This is a genomic window from Pseudomonas rubra (genome assembly GCF_028656935.1).
GTDB lineage: Bacteria > Pseudomonadota > Gammaproteobacteria > Pseudomonadales > Pseudomonadaceae > Aquipseudomonas > Aquipseudomonas rubra.
The window spans coordinates 23,045-44,242 of sequence record NZ_JAMDGZ010000013.1 but is presented as its reverse complement, the minus strand read 5'-3'; the positions used below and the strand labels follow the sequence as shown (position 1 = coordinate 44,242).

Genomic DNA, 21,198 nt, shown 5'->3' with positions numbered 1-21,198 from the left:
CGCGATCACACTGCCTGCCGCCTGGAATGGTGGCCGCCACGGGAGTGTGTTCGCCGACAACAAAAGGAGTCCGCCTGTGGCTAAAAGCTATGGCAAGGGGCTGATGGGATGTGCCTTCGTGCTCGTCATCCTGGCCCTGCTGATCCACTGGATCGGCATTGAGACGATCGCGCACTACCGCGCCGATCTGTGGTTCTACCTGCAAGCGCACCTGATGCTGGTGTTGCTGTCGATGGTGGCGGCGTTAGCCGTGGGCATACCCGCCGGGATTGCCTTGAGTCGACCGCACCGGGTCGACCGCGCCGAACGCTTCATGCAGTTTTTCAACATTGGCAACACCATCCCCCCTCTGGCCGTTCTGGCCATTGCCCTGAGCTTTCTGGGCATTGGTGCCGGTCCCGCGATCTTCGCGCTGTTCCTCGCCTCCCTCCTGCCGATCGTGCGCAACACCTACGAAGGCTTGAAAAACGTACCCGCCTCGCTCAAGGAAGCCGCCACCGGCATCGGCATGACCCCGCGCCAGAGTCTCTGGCGGGTCGAGTTGCCCAACGCCGTGCCGATCATCGTCGGCGGTGTGCGGGTGGCGCTGGCAATCAATGTCGGGACCGCACCGCTGTCGTTCCTGATCGGCGCCAATAGCCTGGGCAGCCTGATCTTCCCCGGCATTGCCCTGAACAATCAGCCGCAACTGCTGCTCGGCGCGGCCTGTACCGCCCTGCTCGCCCTGCTGCTCGACGCCCTGGTGGCGCAGTCCAGCCGCCGTTGGCTTGAACGCGGCCAGGCCCACTAAGCGAAGGAGCTGTCATGAAAAGAATCGCCTTGTTACTGGGCGCGGCCCTGCTGTTCGCAGGATTTGCCCAAGCCGCGAGCAAACCCGTGATCCGCCTTGGTGCGCGGGTCTTTACCGAGCAAACGGTGCTGGCTGAAATCACCGCCCAGTACCTCAACCAGAACGGCTTCGACGTACGTATCACCGGGGGCCTGGGCAGCAACCTGGCACGCAGTGCCCACGAAACCGGCCAGTTGGACATGGTCTGGGAATACACCGGTGTCTCGCTGGTTTCCTACAACCATATCGACGAACGCATGCCCAGCGCCGAGGCGACCTACGCCAGGGTCAAGGAACTGGACGCCAAAAAAGACTTGATCTGGCTGACCCCCTCGAAGTTCAGCAACACCTACGCCCTGGCCCTGCCGCGCAAGGTCGCCGAGCAGTACCCGCAGGTCAACAGCATCAGCGAACTGAACCAGGTGCTGCGCGACGAGAAGGACCGCACTCACGTGGTGGCCCTGGACACCGAGTTCGCCAACCGTCCCGATGGTCTGGTGGGCCTGAGCCAAATCTACGACCTGCAACTGACCCGCCGCGATATCCGCCAGATGGACGCAGGTCTGGTCTACACCGCGCTGCGCAACGGCCAGGTATTCAGCGGCCTGGTGTACACCACCGACGGGCGCTTGAGCGCCTTTGACCTCAAGCTGCTGGAAGACGACAAGCACTACTTCCCCGACTACACCGCAGCCCCAGTGGTGCGCAAGGCCGTGCTCGACGCCCACCCGCATCTGGCCAGCCTGCTCAAGCCGTTGGCCGAACAGCTCGACGACCAGACCATGCGCCAGCTCAATGCCAAGGTCGATGTCGAACACCAGAGCCCGGGCAAAGTCGCCGCCCAGTACCTGCGCCAGCATCCACCTGCACAGGAGCAGCCATAACATGCTCGATACCTTCGCCCACCTGGACTGGGCCCAGGTTCTGCACCTGACCTGGCAACACATCACCCTGGTCGGTATCGCCGTCAGCCTGGCGATCCTGTTCGGCGTGCCGCTGGGCATTCTCATGACCCGCTTCCCAGCCCTCGCCGGCCCCTTGCAAGCCAGCGCCACGGTGCTGCTGACCATCCCCTCGATTGCCCTGTTCGGCCTGTTGCTGCCGTTCTATTCCAAGTTCGGCCAGGGCCTGGGCCCGCTGCCGGCAATCACTGCGGTGTTTCTCTATTCGCTGTTGCCGATCCTGCGCAACACCTACCTGGCCCTGACCAACGTTGAGCCGGGCATCCGTGAAGCCGCCCGCGGCATCGGCATGACCTTCGGCCAGCGCCTGCGCATGGTCGAACTGCCCATCGCCGTGCCGGTGATCCTGGCCGGTGTGCGGACCGCCGTAGTCATGAACATCGGCGTCATGACCATCGCCGCGACCATCGGCGCCGGTGGCCTGGGCGTGCTGATCCTCACCTCCATCAGCCGCAGCGACATGTCGATGCTGCTGGTCGGTGCCGTGCTGGTGAGCCTGCTGGCCATCTTCGCCGACCTGCTGCTGCAAGCCCTGCAACGCTCCCTGACTCCAAAAGGACTGCGCCCATGATCGAACTCCAGAACCTCAGCAAGACCTTTCACGCCAATGGCAAAGACGTCAAAGCCGTCGACTCCGTCAGCCTGACCGTCAATGAAGGCGAGATCTGCGTGTTCCTCGGCCCCTCCGGTTGCGGCAAGAGCACCACACTGAAAATGATCAACCGCCTGATCGCGCCCACCTCGGGCAAGGTTCTGATCAACGGTGAAGACACCACCGGCCTGGATGAAGTGACCCTGCGCCGGCGCATCGGCTATGTGATCCAGCAGATCGGCCTGTTCCCCAACATGACCATCGAAGAGAACATCACCGTGGTCCCACGCCTGCTTGGTTGGGACAAGCACAAATGCCACGAGCGCGCCCGCGAGCTGATGAGCATGATCAAGCTTGAGCCCAAGCAGTACCTGCAGCGTTACCCGCGCGAGTTGTCCGGTGGCCAGCAACAACGCATCGGCGTAATCCGCGCCCTGGCGGCCGAAGCACCGTTGCTGCTGATGGACGAACCCTTCGGTGCGGTCGATCCGATCAATCGCGAGATGATTCAGAACGAATTCTTCGAAATGCAGCGCGCGCTGAACAAGACCGTGATCATGGTCAGCCATGACATCGACGAAGCCATCAAACTGGGTGACAAGATCGCGATTTTCCGCGCCGGCAAGCTGATCCAGATCGACCATCCGGACACCCTGCTGGCCCATCCTGCGGATGACTTTGTCAGCAACTTCGTCGGCCAGGACAGCACGCTCAAGCGCCTGCTGCTGGTGCGTGCCGAAGACGCCGCCGACAACGCGCCGTCGCTCAGCCCGCACACACCGGTCAGCGAGGCCCTGGAACTGATGGACGAACATGACCGCCGTTACCTGGTGGTCACCGACGGGCAGAACAAGGCCAGGGGTTACGTGCGCCGTCGCGACCTGCATCGCCAACAAGGTAGCTGCGCTGATTTTCTGCGCAGCTTCAACGCCACCGCAGCGCACGATGAGCACCTGCGCATCCTGTTGTCACGGATGTACGAGTTCAATCGTTCGTGGTTGCCGGTGCTGGACGCCGAACAGGTGTTCCTCGGTGAAGTGACCCAGGAATCGATTGCCGCCTACCTGAGTTCGGGGCGTTCGCGGGGAGGCAAGACCAGCATAGTGTCGCCGGCAGAAGCGCTGGTCTGACCTTTAAAAGCATCGCTGGCAAGCCAGCTCCCACAGGGTCCGGTGTCCACCCACCCTGTGGGAGCCGGACTTGCCGGCGATGGGCCGCGACAGCGGCCCCTGCTGTTTAGAATCCTACACTGGCCTGCACATAGAAGGTACGCGGCTCACCCAGGTAGATCCCCGAGTTGTTGTCGCTGGAGCGGGTGTAGTACTGCTTGTCGAAGATGTTCTTCACCCCGGCCGCAAGCTTGAGGTTCGACAGTTCCTTGCCAAAGTCATAACCACCGCGCGCAGCCCAGGTCACGTAGCCTGGAATGTCACCGTACTGGCCATCGGCACTCGGCTCGGTGATGTAGTTGCCGTTGAAGCTGCCATCGGCATTCATGCCGGTACCCGGTGCGCGCTGTTTCGATTGGGCGTAGGCATCCAGGTTCCAGGTCCAGCGATTAATCTCATAGCGCAGCCCGGCGTTGACGATCTGCCGTGAGTAGAACGGCAGGTCACGGCCCTTGAAGCCGGGGATCTCACCTTCATAAGTGGCGCGGGTGTAAGTAAAACCAGCGTTGGCACTCAAGCCTTGCAGGCGCGGATCAAGGCCGGACAAATCGTAATGTATCGACGCTTCAATGCCCTGATGCTTGGTCGCACCCAGGTTGGTCCAGCCGATGTCGTTGCTGATGTACTGCAGCTCGTCATCGAAGTCGATGTAGAACGCAGTCAGCTCGCCCCCCCAGGTACCGTTGTTGAAGCGCGTGCCCACTTCATAAGTCTTGGCTTTCTCGGCTTGCAGGCCGTTGGCAGTCTGGTCGCCGCTACCACCTTGACCGAGCTGGAAGTACTGCAGGCTACCGAACGATGTCTCGTAGTTGGCAAACAGCTTCCATTCATCAGACAGGTGATACATCACGCTCAGCGCCGGCAGCGGCTCGTTGCTGGTCACACTGCGGCTCTTTTCCTGCACCGGCACGCCGTTGGTGCCGCGCACCGGACGCTCATGCCAGTCGGTGTTGATGTGTTCGAAACGGATACCCGGGGTGATGGTCCAGTTGCCCACATCGATCTTGTCATCGATGTAATAGGCACTGGCTTCGGTACCGCCGGTGCGGTCCTGGAACACATGGCCGTCGGAGCTTGGGGTGACGGTCGGCACATTGTTGACCAGTGCCAGGCGGGTCGACTGCTCGTGCATCGCTTCTTTGAGGTAGCGGTAACCGACGCTGACTTCCTGGGTGGTGGGGCCGGCGAAGAATATCCGCGAAACCCGTGGTTCGATGGCGAAGGTGTGGTAGCTGCGCGGGTACGACGACAGGGTCTTCTGGTCGCGGGCGGCGATGGTGCTGCCACGGAAGCTGTCGGTGTAGTAGGTCTGCACTTCGAACTGGGTGACATCATCGATCTGGCGCAGGTACTTGAAGGACACATCCTTGCGCCGGCCGCTGAAATTGTCGTAGTCGCGGTCGGACTGGTACGGGTCGTCGTCGAACTGGGCCTGGGTCAGGCCGCCGGGCATGTCGGCCTTGGCATCGTAGTAATGGAAGTTGAGCCAGAACTCGTCGCTGTCGGTGACCGCCCAGTGGGTCTTGAGCAACACATCGTCGATGTCATTGTCGTTGTTGCTGCTGCGATACCCATTGCCGTTGACCCCGGAGTACAGCAAGGCCGCACCCAGGCCATTGTCGGCAGTACCGCCGAGGAACGCCGATTCGATATGCTTCCAGCCGCCATGGCGGGAGGTTTCCATCGTAGTGGACAGCTCGCCGGTGGCTTTCTCGGGGATCGCCCGGGTCACGAAGTTGATCACCCCGCCAACGTTTTGCGGGCCATAACGCACGGAACCGGCGCCGCGCACCACGTCGATGCTGTCGAGGTTGCCGGAGGAAATCGGCGCCATCGACAGTTGCGGCTGGCCATAGGGGGCAAAAGCCGCCGGGATGCCGTCGATCAACACCGTGGAGCGTGGCGACAGCCGCGAAGTCAGGCCGCGCACGCCGACGTTCAAGGCGATGTCACTGCCGCCGGTGCCGTTGGAGTCCTGCACCTGAACACCCGGCACACCACGCAGCACGTCGCGGACGTTCAAGGCGCCCTGCTCGATCATCGCTTCGCGGCGCACCACGGTACGGGCACCAGGATGGTTCTGCACCACGGCTTCCTCAGCGCTGCCAAGCCAGTCGCCGACCACCTTGACATCGGTAGGGGCCAGTTCGAGGCTGCCGGTGCTCAGGGTCCCGGCGGTCTGTGCCGGGTGCAGGACGACGGTGCCCTGGGAGATTTCGTAGGTCAGGCCACTGCCCTCGAGCAACGCGCGCAGGGCCTCTTCCGCTTGCAGGTTGCCGGAGACCGCTGGCGCCTGCTTGCCCGCCACCAGCTCCGGGCTGAAGAACAGTTGCAGCGATGTCTGCTGGCCCAGCTGGCTCAACGCCGACGCCAGGGGCTGAGCCTGGATCTGGATACTGGTGGCTGCCGGTGCGGCGTAGCTGCTGGCAATACCACCGCTGACAGCCAGTGCCAGGGCCAAAGGCAACCAGCGGGAAGAACGCGGGGAAAATTTGTTGTTGTTCACGTCGTCAAGAGGTCCTGAAGGTCCATACAGATGTCAATGCCATGCAAATGGAAATGCTTGGCAGTTGCAGTTGGCCAGGAAGACGAACAACTGAAAAAAAACCTGAATCTATTTGGCGATTATTTCGCTGGAGCCATCGGCATGGGCCTTGATCGCTACCGGCAGGATGCTTGGCAGCGCCCGCAACAAGGCGTCGGTATCGTCAGCACTGAAGGTGCTGCTCAGGCGCAACGCGGCAATTTTTCCGGGAGCGACACGCAGCGGGTGTTGCCGGTAGCGTGAGACTTCCTTGACCACCTCGCTCAGCGGCGCATCGTTGAACACCAGCTTACCGTTGCGCCAGGCGGTCAGTGCGGCGGCATCCACTGCATAGGGCGCAGCCACCTGGCCTTTGCTATCAATATGCGAACCCAGGCCAGCGCTGAGCAGGGCCTTGGAAGCATCGCGACCTTCGACCCGTACCGAGCCATGCTCGACCGCTACGCGGGTTTGCGCAGGGTCCTTACGAACATCGAAGCGGGTGCCGGTCACGGTCACCGTGCCATTACCCGTGCTGACCACAAAAGGCCGCGCACTGTCGTGAGCGACGCTGAACATCACCTCGCCTTCACGCAGCTCGATGCGCCGTTGGCCGGCGCTGAACTGCACGACCAGTTGCGTGCGGCCGTTGATTTCAAGCTGTGAACCATCGGGCAAGTCGAGCTGACGTCGCTCGCCCAGAACGGTCTGCATCTGGCCCTGATAATTAAGCTGATGCTGCTGCCAGCCCGCCCAGCCCAAGCCCAGCGCCAGAGTCGCAAGACCGGCGGCCAGCGCGTTGCGGATAAAACGCCGACGTGGCAACCGGCTCACCGGATCGGCCTGGCAAAGGGCCTCAAGACGGGCCCGTGGCACCTGCCCGGCAGCACTCCAGAGCGTGCCAAGCAGATCGAATTCGTATTGATGCTGGGGGTGCTCGGCCAGCCAGCGCTGCTGCTCGCCCTGCTCTGCCGGTGCCAGGGCACCCTCGCGGCTGCGGGCAAACCAAAGGGCTGCCTGCTCGCGCACGGCTTCGCTGCCGCAGCGGCACGCGTCCTGATTCATGAAAATACTCGCCTGACTCATCTCGTCGACACATCCAGGTGCTCACGCAGATGCCGGAGCGTGCGGATCATATACTTTTCGACCATGTTCTTGGTCAAGCCCATGCGCTCGGCGATCTCGGCCTGGGTTAAACCTTCGAGTTTCTGCCAGATGAACACCCGCCGACAGTTGAGAGGCAGTTCAGCCAAGGCGCGCTCTACGCTATCGGCCAGTTCCATGGCATTCACATAGGCCTCCGGATCGCCGCTGGCACTGGCGCTCGACTCGAAGGCGTCCTGTTCCAGTGCCTGGCGGCGGTCTTCTCGACGGTACCCGTCCACCGCAATGTTGCGCGCGGTCTGGTGCAGGTAAGCCCGTGGTTGCTCGACCTCGGCCTGGTCGCTTTCCAGCACCCGCACAAATGCATCATGCGCCAGGTCCTCGGCCTGCTGACGACTGCGCAACTTGCGCGTCCAGGTGCCGATCAGCTCGTGGTAGTGGTCGAGAAAACCTTTGTGTAGCGACACGGTGCGGGAGTCTTCGCAGGCGATGAGGAATGGCGCGAATAGTAATGTTTCTTATTAAGACCGGCAATCGGAGATCGCCGCTGCCGACGAAGCGCCGTTGGCGAAAATAGTGCTTAAAAAAGTGTGTGGCTAACCGGCTGCCAGAGCGGAAAAAAATTTGAACGGCTGCCTCGAAATCGCACGCGCAGAAGAACCACCATGCGGCCGAAAATCCCCGATATTTGCAGCACTTTCGCCACCAACTTCGACGATCATATCCATTTGCGTGTTCTACGAAAGATCCCAGCGTATACGGGTATTTTTAACGCTTTTACCATCAAATTGAACATCTACTGTTTACCTGGGTCGGTTACCAAGAGGCTGACCAAACCAGGGCGACGGACGTATGCAAAAACGCGACATTTTTTGTTGATCTTGAGCCCCTCAGGTCCTAAAGTTCGCGCCGAACGTCCATGCTGGAAACGATCCATCCGGCTCAAGTACTGACGACGAGACAGCAAGGTCACCCGTAGCCGCTTTATCACGCACGGTTGACCTTTTTGCTTTCGGCGACATGCCTTGGGAAGTAGGCGAACCAAAGTGGGGATACGGAGGACGTTCAGTTGCAGCCACTTATTTTTTCAGTTTGCCCATGGAGTCCCTAAGCATGTCGATTCAGGTCGAAGACTACTTCGCGCGCGATACCTTTCAGAAGATGAAGGCCTTCGCCGACAAGCAAGAAACCCCGTTCGTGGTCATCGACACTCAGATGATCAGCCAGGCTTATGATGACCTGCGCGCCGGTTTCGAATTCGCCAAAGTCTATTACGCGGTCAAGGCCAACCCGGCCGTGGAAATCATCGACCTGCTCAAGGAAAAGGGCTCGAGCTTCGACATCGCCTCGATCTATGAGCTGGACAAAGTTCTGGGCCGTGGCGTCAGCGCCGATCGCATCAGCTACGGCAACACCATCAAGAAGTCCAAGGACATCCGCTACTTCTATGAGAAGGGCGTGCGCCTGTACTCCACCGACTCCGAAGCCGACCTGCGCAACATCGCCAAGGCCGCCCCAGGCTCGAAAGTCTACGTGCGCATTCTCACTGAAGGCTCGACCACTGCCGACTGGCCGCTGTCGCGCAAGTTCGGCTGCCAGACCGACATGGCCATGGACCTCTTGATCCTCGCCCGCGATCTGGGCCTGGTGCCTTACGGTGTGTCGTTCCACGTCGGCTCGCAGCAGCGTGACATCAGTGTCTGGGATGCAGCGATCGCCAAAGTGAAAGTGATCTTCGAGCGCCTGAAAGAAGAAGACGGCATCGAGCTCAAGCTGATCAACATGGGTGGCGGCTTCCCGGCCAACTACATCACCCGGACCAACAGCCTGGAAACCTACGCCGAGGAAATCATCCGCTTTCTCAAGGAAGACTTCGGCGACGACCTGCCGGAAATCATCCTCGAGCCTGGCCGTTCGCTGATCGCCAACGCCGGCATCCTGGTCAGTGAAGTGGTGCTGGTGGCACGTAAATCGCGTACCGCCGTCGAGCGCTGGGTGTACACCGATGTGGGCAAGTTCTCCGGCCTGATCGAAACCATGGACGAGTCGATCAAGTTCCCGATCTGGACCGAGAAGAAAGGCGAGATGGAAGAAGTGGTGATCGCAGGCCCGACCTGCGACAGCGCCGACATCATGTACGAGCACTACAAGTACGGCCTGCCGCTGAACCTGGCGATCGGTGACCGCCTGTACTGGCTGTCGACCGGGGCCTACACCACCAGCTACAGCGCAGTGGAGTTCAATGGTTTCCCCCCGCTGAAGGCTTACTACCTGTAACGACCTGAGCAAGGGCGCCAAGCGGCGCCCTTGCCGATTGCACAAGTTCAAGTTTCAAGGAATTTAATGTTGGTGGCCTTGAAGCTCAACCGAGCCCCCTCATACACATTTAGAAACCAACTGTTGGCGTATTCGTAATTGGATACCTCGTGACCTTGGTGATCTCGCAGGTAAAAATCAAGCCCATTAGTTCCGTCCCACTCGCCGATAAGTTCAAGCTTCCAGAACGGCGATGCTCCATTTTCGTACAGCCCAAGGTAACCGTTGCGACTGACACCCAGCTTGCGACCGTAATAGTTCTCCACCTCAGAATCACCGCTGATGTGGTAATGGATTCGATCACCTTTGGTTTCCAGGTAGTCGAAACGGAAGCGGGATCCGACCATATCGCCGCGATTTCTGCCGCTGACCACTTGCAGCCAACCACTGGTTGCAAGATCGACAATCATGCTTCGGGAAGTACGCGAGATACCTACCACGCCTTCATGACCGGGTGTGGTGCAATTCACTAACGCGCAGAACGACTGCTTTCGAGGGTCTTTCATCGTGGCCTCCTGGCCTTTGTTGGCCGCTGGCAGTAGCGACCTCGATCAACCCTACCGCGCCTTTGAACTAGCACCCACCTCGCAGCGTTTCCTCAAGGGAAACACCTGCCCCGACGTCGGATCTGGAACGTTCTCAATGGGCCGCCGACCTCTCAATCCGGGATACCCACGCCAACCTGACTAATGCTCAGTTTGAAACGCAGCGTGGGGCCTTCTGCTTCATTAAGGAAGCTGTACCAGTAGTTTCTAACCTGCCGACGTGCATACGCACGCATCGCACTGCCATGGGTAAACTTCAGCGACACTCCCCATAGCGTGTCGACAGCGATGCGCGACGGCGCAACCATCTGCCCATCATTCCCTTGCAATTGCCACTCAGCCGCCAAGCGCCCCTTCGCCGGGTAGAGACCAATGTAATTGTTGTGGCTCCAGCCCAAGCGCAGATTCGGATGCACAGCCCCAGGGCCAAGGTCATTGGTGCGTACTTCATAGAAGTGTTGCCCCTCGTACTCCCAGCAACCAAACCAAAAACTCGTGCGCCGCTCTCTGTCCAGCGGGTAGTTGGTCAACGTCAACCAACCATTCTTGTAGTTGGGCACCGGGTAGCCTCCTGTGCCATAAAGAGAAAGCTCGCAAGTATCGAGAAACCCTTCCCAGCCAGGCGTGGTGCAATCCAGAGTGGCAATGAAAGAACGATCACGTAAGAAATTTCCAGCCACACCAAAGTACCTCCTTGAGCAGGTATTCACTGACCCCGTCTCGTCGCTCGACTTGACTGAAACCTGGATGACAATCACCCTGCCTCAACGCGCATCCTCAAGGTAGCTGCAGCAACTTCCTCGCTAGGAACGCCTGCAGCTTGGCCAAAGCTTGAGGACAACTTCGGTGATGACCTGTCCGTGTGTATTTCAGTGCGCCACTCGCAGTTGCGCCAAACGTGCCTGATAGGCTGGCGCCAGGGCACGGATCTCGGCTTGCCCGGCTTGCTCCAACGCCGGTCCCGCGACACTCAGAAAGTTCACATTGCCAATCGCCAATGCGCGCTCAAGCCAAATGATCGCCTCTGCTGTCTGGCCCTTGGCGGCGAGCACCCCGGCGTGACTGAACTGTCCGCGAAAATCTCCCGCCTCGGCTGAACGTTGATACCAGCGCTGCGCCTGCAGCTCATTTCGCGGGCAATACCGACCGTCTTCCAAGTACCGCCCCAACAGGTTCATCGACTTGGCATGGCCAAGCTGGGCAGCCTGACGATAAAAACCGAGTGCTGCGCCATTGTCCGCTGGCACGCCACGACCTGTGGCGAGCATATTGGCGTAGTTGTACATCCCCCAATCGAGTCCGGCCCGGACCGCCTGGCGATAGCGATCGGCAGCCATGGCCAAGTTCACCTCGCCTCCCCAGCCATGCTCCAGGCAGCGTCCGAGCATGTTGTGCGCCATGGCACTGCCGGCGCTGGCGGCAATGCTGAACCAGCGCCTGGCCAGCGCCGGGTCCTTCTCGATGCCGCGACCATCGAGGAGGATCTGCCCAAGCAACAGCTGAGCCTCGACAATGTTCTGCGCGGCTGCAGCCAGCAACGCCTGGGCGGCCTTGGACGGGCTGTGTTCGAGCATCTGGGCGAATTGCTCGCTGTCCAGCTCCTGACGGTTGTGCAAGGCGAATGTCATCAATCAGACCTCGGCCCAGCGGCGCAACAGGTTGTGGTAGGTGCCGGTCAGCTGGATCAACGCCGGGTGCTCGGGCATGTCGGCGCTCAGTTGCTGGATGGCGTTATCCATCTCGAACAGCAAGGTGCGCTGGCTGTCTTCACGGACCAGACTCTGAGTCCAGAAGAACGCCGCGTAACGGGCGCCACGGGTCACCGGGTTGACCTTGTGCAGGCTGGTACCCGGATACAGCACCAGATCGCCTGCCGCCAGTTTCACCTGCTGCAGTGCGTAGGTGTCCTGAATCACCAGCTCACCACCGTCATAGTCCTCGGGATTGCTCAGGAACAACGTCGAGGACAGGTCGGTGCGCACCCGCTCATGACTGCCGCGAGGCTGACGCAGGGCGTTGTCGATATGAAAGCCGAAATTGCCGCCTTCGCGGTAGCAGTTGATCAGCGGCGGGAAAACCTTGTGCGGCAATGCCGCCGACATGAACTGCGGGTTCTGCCACAGGCGCTCGATCAACGCCGCGCCGATCTCCTTGGCCAATGGGTGAGCTTCAGGCAATTGCAGGTTGTGCTTGGCCTTGGCCGACTGGTGACCTGCGGTGATCTTGCCGTCAGCCCACTCAGTCTGCTCCAGCGCCTCGCGGATGCGCTGGACTTCCTCGGTGGAAAACAGCCCGGAGATATGTAACAGCATGGTGTGAACACCTGAGGCGAGAAAAGATGCCAATGGTATTGATTCCCATTGACTCCCTTCAAGCCCTTTCGGTGGCTGGGACGTTTCAGCAGGAAAAAACCGCCAGTTACAATTTGTAAAGATTGTAAATTCAGCGCAATTAGCAATACTTCTCAATTGTTACTCATATTTGTTTACATTATATTTCGCGGCCTAAAAACCTGGGGAAGGGGACCACCATGCCGCGACACTACGTGCCAACCGCTGTCAGTTCACCACGCTTGCTCACTTGCGCCATTGGTGTAGCGCTCAGCGCTACCGGCCACGCGGCTTTTGCCGCCGATGCCGAACCTGTCAAAAATGGCGCAATTGCCCTGGACGCGACCAGCGTTACCGGCCAGGCAGAAACTGCCAGCACCGACTACAAGGTCGAGCGTGCCTCTTCGCAGAAATACACCGCACCGCTGCTCGATACGCCGCGCACCGTGACAGTGGTCCCTCAGCAAGTCATCAAGGACACCAACGCCCTCAACCTGCAGGACGCCCTGCGTACCGTGCCCGGAATCACCATGGGCGCCGGTGAAGGTGGCAACCCGTCCGGCGATCGTCCGTTCATTCGCGGTTTCGACTCGCAGAGTTCGATGTACCTGGATGGCGTACGCGACACCGGCTCGCAAACCCGCGAAATCTTCGCCATCGAATCGGTCGAAGTCGCCAAGGGCCCGAACTCGGCCATCGGCGGTCGTGGTGCAGCAGGCGGCACCATCAACCTGGTCAGCAAGCGCGCGCACCTGGGCAACTCGACCGACGGTGCCTTCACCTGGGGTTCGGACCAGACCAAGCGTTACACCTTCGATGGCAACTACCAGTTCCTCGACACCGCCGCCTTCCGTCTTAACCTGATGAGCCACGAGAGCAACGTCGCCGGGCGCGACGAGGTCAACTACGACCGTTGGGGGGTGGCACCATCGCTGGTATTCGGCCTGGGTACCGAGACCCGCCTGAGCCTGGACTACTACCACGTGGAGAGCGATGACCTGCCTGATTCGGGGATTCCCTATAGCCTCCGGTCCGGCAGTTCCGCCAACCGTACGTCGGCCAACCCGGACAAACCCACCGACGGCGGCGACAGCGACAACTTCTATGGTCTTGTGGGCCGTGACTTCTACAAGAGCCGCGCCGACATCAGCACCATCGCTCTGGAGCACGACCTGAGCGATTCGCTGACCATCAAGAACACCCTGCGCCACGGCAATACTCTGCAGGACTACATCTTCAGCCAGCCCGATGACAGCAAGGGCAACATCCTCAAGGATCAAGTCTGGCGTCGTCCGAACAACCGCGTTTCCAACACCAGCACCACCACCAACCAGACCGACCTGTTAGGTGAGGTCTACATCGGTGGCTTCAAAAACAGCTTCTCGACCGGTATCGAGTTGAGCCGCGAAGCCTCGGTCAAGACCGGCTACAACGTTACCGGCTTCAGCTCCGGCAACTGCAGCAGCGCAACGGGGCAGATCTCCGGTGTCTGCACCTCGTTCACCGATCCAAACCCCAACGAGGCGTGGAATGGCACGGTAAGCCGCACCCTGGCCGGTGCCGATACCACCAGCAACACCCGCGCTATCTACCTGACCGACACCCTGGAACTGGACCCGGCCTGGCTGCTGACCATGGGTCTGCGTTATGACCACTTTGACACCAAAGCCAAGACCAAGGTGGCCAGCGGTGCGACCAGCTTCAAGACCGAAGACACCAGTGAGTTCGTCACCGGCCAACTGGGCCTGACCTGGAAGCCGGCCGAAAACGGCAGCGTGTACGTTTCCTACGCGACTTCAGCGACGCCAGCAGGCGCCTCGCTCGGCGAAGGCAGCGATGGCAACCCGCTGCTGACGGCCACCACCACCAGCGACCTGAAGCCGGAAGAAACCACCAACTACGAAATCGGCACCAAGTGGAACCTGTTGGACGAGCGCCTAGCGCTCACCGCAGCGATCTTCCGTACCGAGAAAGAGAATGCCCGGGTTCTGGTCAGCACCAATACCTACGAGAACGTTGGCACAAGCCGCGTTGATGGCCTGGAACTGACTGCCACTGGCAAACTGACCAACGACTGGCAAGTCTTTGCCGGTTACACCTACATGGACGCCAAGTTGATCGATGGTGGCAAACAGAACGTTGGCGGCGTGTTTGTCGACAGCCCGAACAACGACAACCAGATGCCCAACACGCCAAACAACAGCCTGACCCTGTGGACCACCTACAACGTCACGCCGAAACTGACCGTCGGTGGCGGTGCCTTCTACGTCGATGACGTGTTCGGCAACGTCAACAACACCGTGATGGTCGATTCCTACTGGCGTTACGACGCAATGGCCAGCTACAAGCTGACCAAAAATGTCGACCTGCAACTCAACGTGCAGAACCTCACCAACGAGGTGTACTACGACAAGGCCTACGCTGCCCACTACGCCAACCAGGCCGCCGGGCGCACTGCCCTGCTGACCACCAACTTCCACTTCTGACGGATGCTGACTGGCAAGCCCCGTTCATTTAGGTGAACGGGGCTTTTGTGTATCAAGGCATAATGTGCGTCGTATTCGCATTTGCGACACGACAAGGTGATTGATGTGGTGAAGAAATCCCTGTTTCAACTGCACTGGTTCTTCGGTATCACCGCAGGGCTGGTGCTGGCCCTGATGGGAATTACCGGCGCTGTCTGGTCGTTCCAGGATGAGCTGTTGCAGTTGTTCAACCCTGACGTGCTCAAAGTCGAGGTGCGCCAGGAAGGTGTACTGCCGATGCCCGAACTGGTCCGGCGCATAGAGGCAGAACAGGGCGACAAGGTCGCCATGCTCTGGGTCCAGGCCGACAATGACAAAGCCGCGCGGGTGTTCTTCACCCCTCCCCTGGGCGAACGCCGGGGCCTGATGCGCTATGCCGATCCTTACACCGGTAAGTTGCAGGGTGACGTAGGCGGCCAGGGTTTCTTCGACCTGATGCTCCAGCTGCACCGCTTTCTGGCCATGGGTGACACCGGCCGGCAGATCACCGGCGCCTGTACCTTGATGCTGATTTTCTTCTGCCTGTCCGGGCTGTACTTGCGCTGGCCGCGCAAAGCGCTGAACTGGCGGGCGTGGCTGACCCTGGAGTGGGCGAAAAAGGGTCGCGCCTTCAACTGGGACCTGCACGCCGTAGCCGGCACCTGGTGCCTGTTGTTCTATTTGTTGTTTGCCCTCACCGGCCTGTTCTGGTCCTACGAATGGTATCGCGAAGGCCTGAACAAACTGCTGGGCGATGCCCCTGCCGCTGGCGAGCAGCACAAGCGCGGCGAGGGTCGCGGCGGGCGCCCTGGTGGCGCGCCAGGCAAAGAGGCCAAACCCCTGGAGGTCGATTACGACGCCGTCTGGAGCAACCTGAAAGTGGCCGCAGGCCCCGGGATGACCAGTTACAATCTGCGCCTGCCGCCGGCGGGCGGGCAGCCGGCGATGATCTTCTACCTGCTTGAAGGCGCCGAACACGAACGCGCGCTCAACAGTTTGAGCCTCGACCCGGCTACCGGCCAGGTGAAAAAACACGACCTCTATGCAGACAAGTCGTTCAAGGCGCAGTTGCTGGCCAGTGTCTACGCCTTGCACGTGGGCAGCTACTTCGGCCTGACCGGGCGCATCCTGGTGACCATCGCCAGCTTGAGCATGCCGTTGTTCTTCGTCACCGGCTGGCTGCTCTACCTCGATCGTCGGCGCAAGAAGCGCCAGGTCCGTGCCGCACGCGGCAACCTTGCGCCAGCAAACGGGCAAGGTGACGGCTGGCTGGTTGGTTTTGCCAGCCAGAGCGGCTTTGCCGAGCAACTGGCCTGGCAGAGTGCCGGACAATTGCAGGCAGCAGGTTTGCAGGTAGAGGTGCGGCCTTTGGCCGAACTCACCGAACACGACCTGAAGCAGGCGCAAAAGGCCCTGTTCGTGGTCAGTACCTTCGGCGACGGCGAAGCACCCGACAGTGCTCGCGGTTTCGAGCGCAAGGTACTTGGCCAGCCCTGGGCCCTGGGCAACCTGAACTATGCCCTGCTCGCCCTGGGTGACCGCCAGTACCCGGACTTTTGTGGCTTCGCCCGCCGCCTGCAGGCCTGGCTCGGTGAACGCGGGGCGACCAGCGCCTTCGCCCCGGTTGAAGTCGACAGCGCCGACCCAACGGCCTTGCAACACTGGCAGCAGCAGTTGGCACAGTTGACCGGTGGTGCGCCGCCAGCGGCCTGGCAAGCGCCCGAATTTGGCAACTGGAGCTTGGTCAGTCGCACACTGATGAACCCTGGAAGTCAGGGTTCGGCGGTTTACTTGCTCGGCCTCAAGCCTGAACAGCCAGCGCAATGGCTGGCCGGCGACCTGGTGGAGATCCTGCCGCGCAACAGCGCCGCAAGCCTTGAGCTATTCCTCAAAGGGCTGGGCCTTGATGGCGAAGCATCCGTGCAGGTCGACGGCCTGCGCGAGAGCCTGCTGCAAGCCCTGGCCAGCCGACAATTGCCCAAGAGCCGCGAGCATCTGGTCGGCCTGCACGCCCAGGCTCTGGTCGATGCACTGATCCCGTTGGCAGCGCGCGAATACTCGATTGCCTCGATCGCCAGCGATGGTGTGCTGGAGTTGATCGTCCGTCAGGAACGCCACAGCGATGGCAGTTTGGGGCTTGGTTCCGGCTGGCTGACCGAGCACTTAGCTGTGGATAACAGCGTCAGCCTGCGCCTGCGTCGCAACAATGGTTTCCACCTGCCGGCAGCGGTAACGCCGATGATCCTGGTCGGCAACGGCACCGGCCTTGCCGGGCTACGCAGCCTGCTCAAGGCGCGCATCGTCGCCGGCGAGCAACGCAACTGGCTGTTGTTCGGTGAGCGCAACCAGGCGTATGACTTTCTCTGCGCGGATGAACTGCAAGGCTGGCAACGCAGCGGTGACCTGGCGCGACTGGACCTGGCCTTCTCCCGTGACCAGAGCCAAAAGGTCTACGTCCAGGACCGTTTGCGCGAACAGGCGCCAGAGTTGCGGCGCTGGCTGGATCAGGGCGCATCGATCTACATTTGCGGCAGTTTGCAGGGCATGGCCGGCGGCGTGGATGAGGTGCTCAACGAGGTGCTCGGGGTAGCCGAGGTTGAAAGGCTGATTGAGCTTGGGCGCTATAGGCGGGATGTGTACTGATTCGCGGGGCAAGCCCGCTCCTACCGTAGGAGCGGGCTTGCCCCGCGATCGGGCTCAGTGCAGATCGAAGGTGTCAGCATCCAGATTGGCCGGAAACCGCGTGCGGTAGGCCGCAAGCTCCGCCGCACTGAGCACCACGGTGAACACCCCATCCGCTTCCCCTGCGCTGAGCAGGCTCTCGCCCTGGAAGTCCAGCACCTGGCTATCGCCGGTATAGGCAAAGCCCTTGCCGTCAGTACCCACGCGGTTCACTGCTGCCACATAACACAGGTTTTCGATACCCCGCGCCGGCAACAGGCGATTCCAGTGCTGACGCCGGGCTGCGGGCCAGTTGGCGGTGTACAGCAACAAATCGGTGTCCTGAGCGTCGCGGCTCCACACCGGAAAACGCAGGTCGTAGCAAATCAATGGCCGCACCCGCCAGCCCTTGAGCTCGAACTGCACCTGACGCTCACCCGGGGTGTAGTGCTTGTGCTCACCGGCCATGCGAAACAGGTGGCGCTTGTCGTAGAACAGAATCTCGCCATCGGGCCGGGCCCACAGCAGGCGATTTCGATGGCTGCCGTCAGCGGCCTGGATGATCACGCTGCCGGTCACCACGGCATCGAGCTTCTTGGCCTGGCTCTTGAGCCACTTGTAGGTCGGGCCATTCTCAGGTTCGGCCAGGCTTTCGGAGTCCATGGAGAAACCGGTGGTGAACATTTCCGGAAGAACAATCAGGTCGGCACCACGAGCCTGCTCGATCAGGCTTTCGAAATGCTCGTAGTTGGCCAGGCGGTCCTGCCAGGCCAGGTTGGTCTGAACCAGGGCCACTTTCAGATTGGGCAGAGTACTCAGATCGCGCATAACTTCTCCGCTGCCTGACGCAGCGTCTCCTCGCGTTTGGCAAAGCACAGGCGCACCAGGCGCTGCTCGGGGATAGGTTGCTGGTAGAACACCGACACCGGAATGGTCGCCACGCCGTGCTCGCGGGTCAGCCACAGCGACATGTCGACATCGTTCAAGTCCGGGCGGATCTGCGAATAATCCACCAACTGGAAGTAAGTGCCCGGCGTGGGTTTGAACTGAAAACGCGAAGACGCAAGCAACTCGCAAAAAAGATCACGCTTGGTTTGATAGAACGCTGGCAGCTCTTCAACGTGCTCAGGGTGCGCGGCCATGAAGTCGGCCAGGGCCCATTGCAGCGGTGTCACCCCACAAAAGTTGACGTACTGGTGAACCTTGCGCAATTCAGCACTAAGGGCTGGCGGCGCCACCACATAGCCGGTTTTCCAACCGGTGACGTGGTAGGTCTTGCCGAACGAGCTGACCACGAAAGCACGCTGATACAGCGTTTCATGGGCCAGCACACTGGCATGCTTGACGCCGTCGAACACCAGGTGCTCGTAGACCTCGTCGCTGATCAGGTAGATATCACGATCAGCAATCAGTAACGCCAGCTTGTCCAGGTCATCACGAGTGATCAACGCGCCGCTGGGGTTATGTGGCGAATTGATGATGATCATCCGCGTGCGCGGGCTGAGGGCATCGGTGAGCTTCTGCCAGTCGATGGCAAACTCGCCGTCAGTCAGTTGCACATGCACGCAACGTCCACCTGCCAGTTCCACCGAGGGTTCATAGCTGTCATAGCTGGGGTCGAAGACGATGACCTCGTCGCCCGCCCGGATCACCGCATGGATGGCACAGAAAATCGCTTCGGTGGCACCGGGGGTGATGGTGATTTCGTTGTCGGCATCGACACTGACGCCATAGCTGCGCAAGATCTTACTGGCCACTTGCTCGCGTAAAGACGACAGGCCAGTCATGGGGCTGTACTGGTTGTGCCCGGCACTGACATGCCGGCCAACCGCATCGAGCAATGCTTGCGGGCCGTTGAAATCGGGGAAACCCTGGGACAGGTTCAAGGCGCCGGTTTGTGCGGCGAGCTGGGACATGGTGGTAAAGATGGTCGTGCCGACATTCGGCAACTTGCTGCTGATCATGGAACCCTCTTTCCTGGGCGGTCAGAGGACGAGCATAGCGGATTGATTGGGCAGGAAAAAGGCTGTAACAGTCGCAGGGGCTGCGTTGCAGCCCATCGCTGGCAAGCCAGCTCCCACAAGGTTCGCTGTACACCCTGTGGGAGCTGGCTTGCCAGCGATGAGGCCCTCAAGCCTTGTTAGCGTTTGTCTTTACGCTTTTTCTCGGCCTTCTTGTGGTGCGACATCAAGCGACGCTTCTTGTTGACCTGGCGGTCGGTCAGCGTGTTCTTGTTGCCTTCGTACGGGTTTTCGCTACCTTTGTACTCGATACGAATCGGCGTACCGACCAGCTTGAGCACCCGGCGGTAGGTGTTTTCCAGATAGCGCGAGTAAGACTTGGGTACCTTCTCGACCTGGTTGCCGTGGATCACGATGATCGGCGGGTTGGCGCCACCCAGGTGGGCATAGCGCAGCTTGATCCGACGGCCGTTGACCAACGGCGGCTGGTGCTCGCTGACCGCATCTTCGAGGATCTGGGTCAGGCGGCTGGTCGGCCAGCGGGTGACCGCCGACTTGAAGGAGTTCTGCACCGACTGGTACAGGTTGCCCACGCCAGTGCCGTGCAGCGCCGAGATGAAGTGGATGTCGGCGAAGTCGACGAAGAACAGCCGGCGTTCCAGCTCGGTCTTCACATAGTCGCGCTCGCCTGGCTGCATGCCATCCCACTTGTTCAGGGCGATGACGATGGCGCGGCCCGCTTCCAGGGCAAAGCCCAGCAGGTTCAGGTCATGGTCAACCACGCCTTCACGGGCGTCCATGACGAAGATCACCACGTTGGCGTCCTTGATCGCCTGCAGGGTCTTGACCACGGAGAACTTCTCGACTTCTTCGTGGATCTTGCCGCGCTTGCGCACACCGGCGGTGTCGATCAACGTGTACTTCTCTTCGTTACGCTCGAAGGGAATGTAGATACTGTCGCGGGTAGTGCCAGGCTGGTCATAGACGATGACCCGGTCTTCACCAAGCATGCGGTTGACCAGGGTGGACTTGCCGACGTTCGGCCGGCCGATGATGGCAATCTTGATCCCGTCTTTTTCGCTCGGGCCAGGAATGCGTACCGCTTCCTCGCCTTCGGCGACGTCGGTGTCGATTTCTTCGTCGGCATTGTCCCGCGGGAAGTCGCTGAGCACGGCTTCCAGCAGGTTGTTGACGCCACGGCCTTGAGCACCGGCCACGCCAATGGCGTTGCCCATGCCCAACGGCGAGAACTCGGCGATCGCGGTGTTCGGATCGATATTGTCGATCTTGTTCGCCACCAGAACCGAGCGCTTGTTGCGCTTGCGCAGGTGCTCGGAAATCATCTGGTCGGCGGCGGTCAGGCCAGCACGGGCATCGACCAGAAACAGCACCACATCAGCTTCTTCGATGGCCATCAGCGACTGCTCGGCCATTTTCTCGTCCATGCCATGCTCGTCACCGGAAATACCGCCGGTGTCGACCAGAATGTACGAACGACCTTGCCAGCTTGCTTCACCGTACTGGCGGTCTCGGGTCAGCCCGGACAGGTCGCCGACGATAGCGTCGCGGGTCCTGGTCAGGCGGTTGAACATGGTGGATTTACCGACGTTCGGTCGGCCCACCAGGGCGATTACGGGAACCATTCGGCTCTCCACTGCATAAATTCAAAAAATACAAAGGCCGCTGCATAGCAGCGGCCGG

The 21,198-nt window shown here is 60.6% G+C and carries 17 protein-coding genes; 7 read left to right on the top strand and 10 right to left on the bottom strand.

Translation table 11 applies throughout. From position 1 onward, the window contains the following. Positions 1-76 precede the first annotated feature (76 nt). The 4 genes from M5G17_RS06095 to M5G17_RS06080 are packed head-to-tail and all read left to right on the top strand — an operon-like array spanning position 77 to position 3,513. On the top strand, positions 77-790 hold the full coding sequence (locus tag M5G17_RS06095) for an ABC transporter permease (RefSeq protein WP_420793345.1): 714 nt from the start codon (positions 77-79) through the stop codon (positions 788-790). 14 nt (positions 791-804) lie between these two features. Beyond that, complete coding sequence (locus tag M5G17_RS06090) at positions 805-1,713, top strand: glycine betaine ABC transporter substrate-binding protein (protein WP_273892093.1); 909 nt, start codon at positions 805-807, stop codon at positions 1,711-1,713. A 1-nt stretch (position 1,714) separates the two neighbouring features. After that, complete coding sequence (locus M5G17_RS06085; RefSeq protein WP_273892092.1) at positions 1,715-2,362, top strand: ABC transporter permease; 648 nt, start codon at positions 1,715-1,717, stop codon at positions 2,360-2,362. Then, positions 2,359-3,513: an osmoprotectant ABC transporter ATP-binding protein OsmV gene (locus M5G17_RS06080; protein WP_273892091.1), complete on the top strand. Its 1,155-nt coding sequence runs from the start codon at positions 2,359-2,361 to the stop codon at positions 3,511-3,513. The genes M5G17_RS06085 and M5G17_RS06080 overlap by 4 nt, the downstream gene beginning before the upstream one ends. Positions 3,514-3,619: 106 nt before the next feature. Here the strand turns inward: M5G17_RS06080 and M5G17_RS06075 are convergent, their stop codons facing one another. The 3 genes from M5G17_RS06075 to M5G17_RS06065 form a co-directional block, all read right to left on the bottom strand. Continuing rightward, positions 3,620-6,058, bottom strand: a complete 2,439-nt coding sequence (locus tag M5G17_RS06075) for a TonB-dependent siderophore receptor (RefSeq protein ID WP_273892090.1) — start codon at positions 6,056-6,058, stop codon at positions 3,620-3,622. A gap of 108 nt (positions 6,059-6,166) precedes the next feature. Further along, a complete protein-coding gene (locus tag M5G17_RS06070) occupies positions 6,167-7,141 on the bottom strand; it encodes a FecR family protein (RefSeq protein WP_273892089.1) in 975 nt (324 codons plus the stop codon). A 17-nt stretch (positions 7,142-7,158) separates the two neighbouring features. Continuing rightward, positions 7,159-7,647, bottom strand: a complete 489-nt coding sequence (locus tag M5G17_RS06065; protein WP_273892088.1) for a sigma-70 family RNA polymerase sigma factor — start codon at positions 7,645-7,647, stop codon at positions 7,159-7,161. Positions 7,648-8,293: 646 nt separating this feature from the next. Between M5G17_RS06065 and M5G17_RS06060 the strand changes: the two genes are divergently transcribed. Beyond that, positions 8,294-9,457: a type III PLP-dependent enzyme gene (locus tag M5G17_RS06060; RefSeq protein WP_273892087.1), complete on the top strand. Its 1,164-nt coding sequence runs from the start codon at positions 8,294-8,296 to the stop codon at positions 9,455-9,457. 47 nt (positions 9,458-9,504) lie between these two features. Here M5G17_RS06060 and M5G17_RS06055 read toward each other — a convergent pair whose 3' ends face one another. From M5G17_RS06055 to M5G17_RS06040, 4 genes are all read right to left on the bottom strand, one after another. Beyond that, positions 9,505-10,002, bottom strand: a complete 498-nt coding sequence (locus tag M5G17_RS06055) for a hypothetical protein (protein WP_273892086.1) — start codon at positions 10,000-10,002, stop codon at positions 9,505-9,507. A 152-nt stretch (positions 10,003-10,154) separates the two neighbouring features. Then, positions 10,155-10,721, bottom strand: a complete 567-nt coding sequence (locus tag M5G17_RS06050; RefSeq protein ID WP_273892085.1) for a hypothetical protein — start codon at positions 10,719-10,721, stop codon at positions 10,155-10,157. 189 nt (positions 10,722-10,910) lie between these two features. Further along, the gene (locus M5G17_RS06045) at positions 10,911-11,669 is read right to left on the bottom strand and encodes a tetratricopeptide repeat protein (RefSeq protein WP_273892084.1); all 759 of its coding nucleotides are present in this window, start codon (positions 11,667-11,669) and stop codon (positions 10,911-10,913) included. 3 nt (positions 11,670-11,672) lie between these two features. Next, positions 11,673-12,353 (bottom strand): Fe2+-dependent dioxygenase, encoded by a 681-nt coding sequence (locus M5G17_RS06040; protein WP_273892083.1) that lies wholly within the window; start codon positions 12,351-12,353, stop codon positions 11,673-11,675. A 218-nt stretch (positions 12,354-12,571) separates the two neighbouring features. Between M5G17_RS06040 and M5G17_RS06035 the strand changes: the two genes are divergently transcribed. Beyond that, the gene (locus M5G17_RS06035; protein ID WP_273892082.1) at positions 12,572-14,857 is read left to right on the top strand and encodes a TonB-dependent receptor; all 2,286 of its coding nucleotides are present in this window, start codon (positions 12,572-12,574) and stop codon (positions 14,855-14,857) included. A 105-nt stretch (positions 14,858-14,962) separates the two neighbouring features. Then, positions 14,963-17,518, top strand: a complete 2,556-nt coding sequence (locus M5G17_RS06030) for a sulfite reductase flavoprotein subunit alpha (RefSeq protein WP_273892081.1) — start codon at positions 14,963-14,965, stop codon at positions 17,516-17,518. 54 nt (positions 17,519-17,572) lie between these two features. On the opposite strand, the gene M5G17_RS06025 is transcribed toward M5G17_RS06030, so the two are convergent. From M5G17_RS06025 to der, 3 genes are all read right to left on the bottom strand, one after another. Next, positions 17,573-18,364 carry an amidohydrolase gene (locus tag M5G17_RS06025; RefSeq protein WP_273892080.1) on the bottom strand — a complete coding sequence of 264 codons (792 nt, stop codon included), beginning with the start codon at positions 18,362-18,364 and terminating at the stop codon, positions 17,573-17,575. After that, positions 18,352-19,500 (bottom strand): pyridoxal phosphate-dependent aminotransferase, encoded by a 1,149-nt coding sequence (locus tag M5G17_RS06020; RefSeq protein ID WP_273892079.1) that lies wholly within the window; start codon positions 19,498-19,500, stop codon positions 18,352-18,354. Before M5G17_RS06020 ends, M5G17_RS06025 begins: the two co-directional genes overlap by 13 nt. A gap of 176 nt (positions 19,501-19,676) precedes the next feature. Continuing rightward, positions 19,677-21,140 carry a ribosome biogenesis GTPase Der gene (der, locus tag M5G17_RS06015; protein WP_130263215.1) on the bottom strand — a complete coding sequence of 488 codons (1,464 nt, stop codon included), beginning with the start codon at positions 21,138-21,140 and terminating at the stop codon, positions 19,677-19,679. Positions 21,141-21,198 lie beyond the last annotated feature (58 nt).

Excerpts from the sequence above, each read along its gene's own strand:
- M5G17_RS06090 (WP_273892093.1), top strand. The coding sequence starts at position 805 with ATGAAAAGAATCGCCTTGTTACTGGGCGCGGCCCTGCTGTTCGCAGGA.
- M5G17_RS06085 (WP_273892092.1), top strand. The coding sequence starts at position 1,715 with ATGCTCGATACCTTCGCCCACCTGGACTGGGCCCAGGTTCTGCACCTG.
- M5G17_RS06080 (WP_273892091.1), top strand. The coding sequence starts at position 2,359 with ATGATCGAACTCCAGAACCTCAGCAAGACCTTTCACGCCAATGGCAAA.
- M5G17_RS06070 (WP_273892089.1), bottom strand. The coding sequence starts at position 7,141 with ATGAATCAGGACGCGTGCCGCTGCGGCAGCGAAGCCGTGCGCGAGCAG.
- M5G17_RS06060 (WP_273892087.1), top strand. The coding sequence starts at position 8,294 with ATGTCGATTCAGGTCGAAGACTACTTCGCGCGCGATACCTTTCAGAAG.
- M5G17_RS06055 (WP_273892086.1), bottom strand. The coding sequence starts at position 10,002 with ATGAAAGACCCTCGAAAGCAGTCGTTCTGCGCGTTAGTGAATTGCACC.
- M5G17_RS06045 (WP_273892084.1), bottom strand. The coding sequence starts at position 11,669 with ATGACATTCGCCTTGCACAACCGTCAGGAGCTGGACAGCGAGCAATTC.
- M5G17_RS06040 (WP_273892083.1), bottom strand. The coding sequence starts at position 12,353 with ATGCTGTTACATATCTCCGGGCTGTTTTCCACCGAGGAAGTCCAGCGC.
- M5G17_RS06035 (WP_273892082.1), top strand. The coding sequence starts at position 12,572 with ATGCCGCGACACTACGTGCCAACCGCTGTCAGTTCACCACGCTTGCTC.
- M5G17_RS06025 (WP_273892080.1), bottom strand. The coding sequence starts at position 18,364 with ATGCGCGATCTGAGTACTCTGCCCAATCTGAAAGTGGCCCTGGTTCAG.
- M5G17_RS06020 (WP_273892079.1), bottom strand. The coding sequence starts at position 19,500 with ATGATCAGCAGCAAGTTGCCGAATGTCGGCACGACCATCTTTACCACC.
- der (WP_130263215.1), bottom strand. The coding sequence starts at position 21,140 with ATGGTTCCCGTAATCGCCCTGGTGGGCCGACCGAACGTCGGTAAATCC.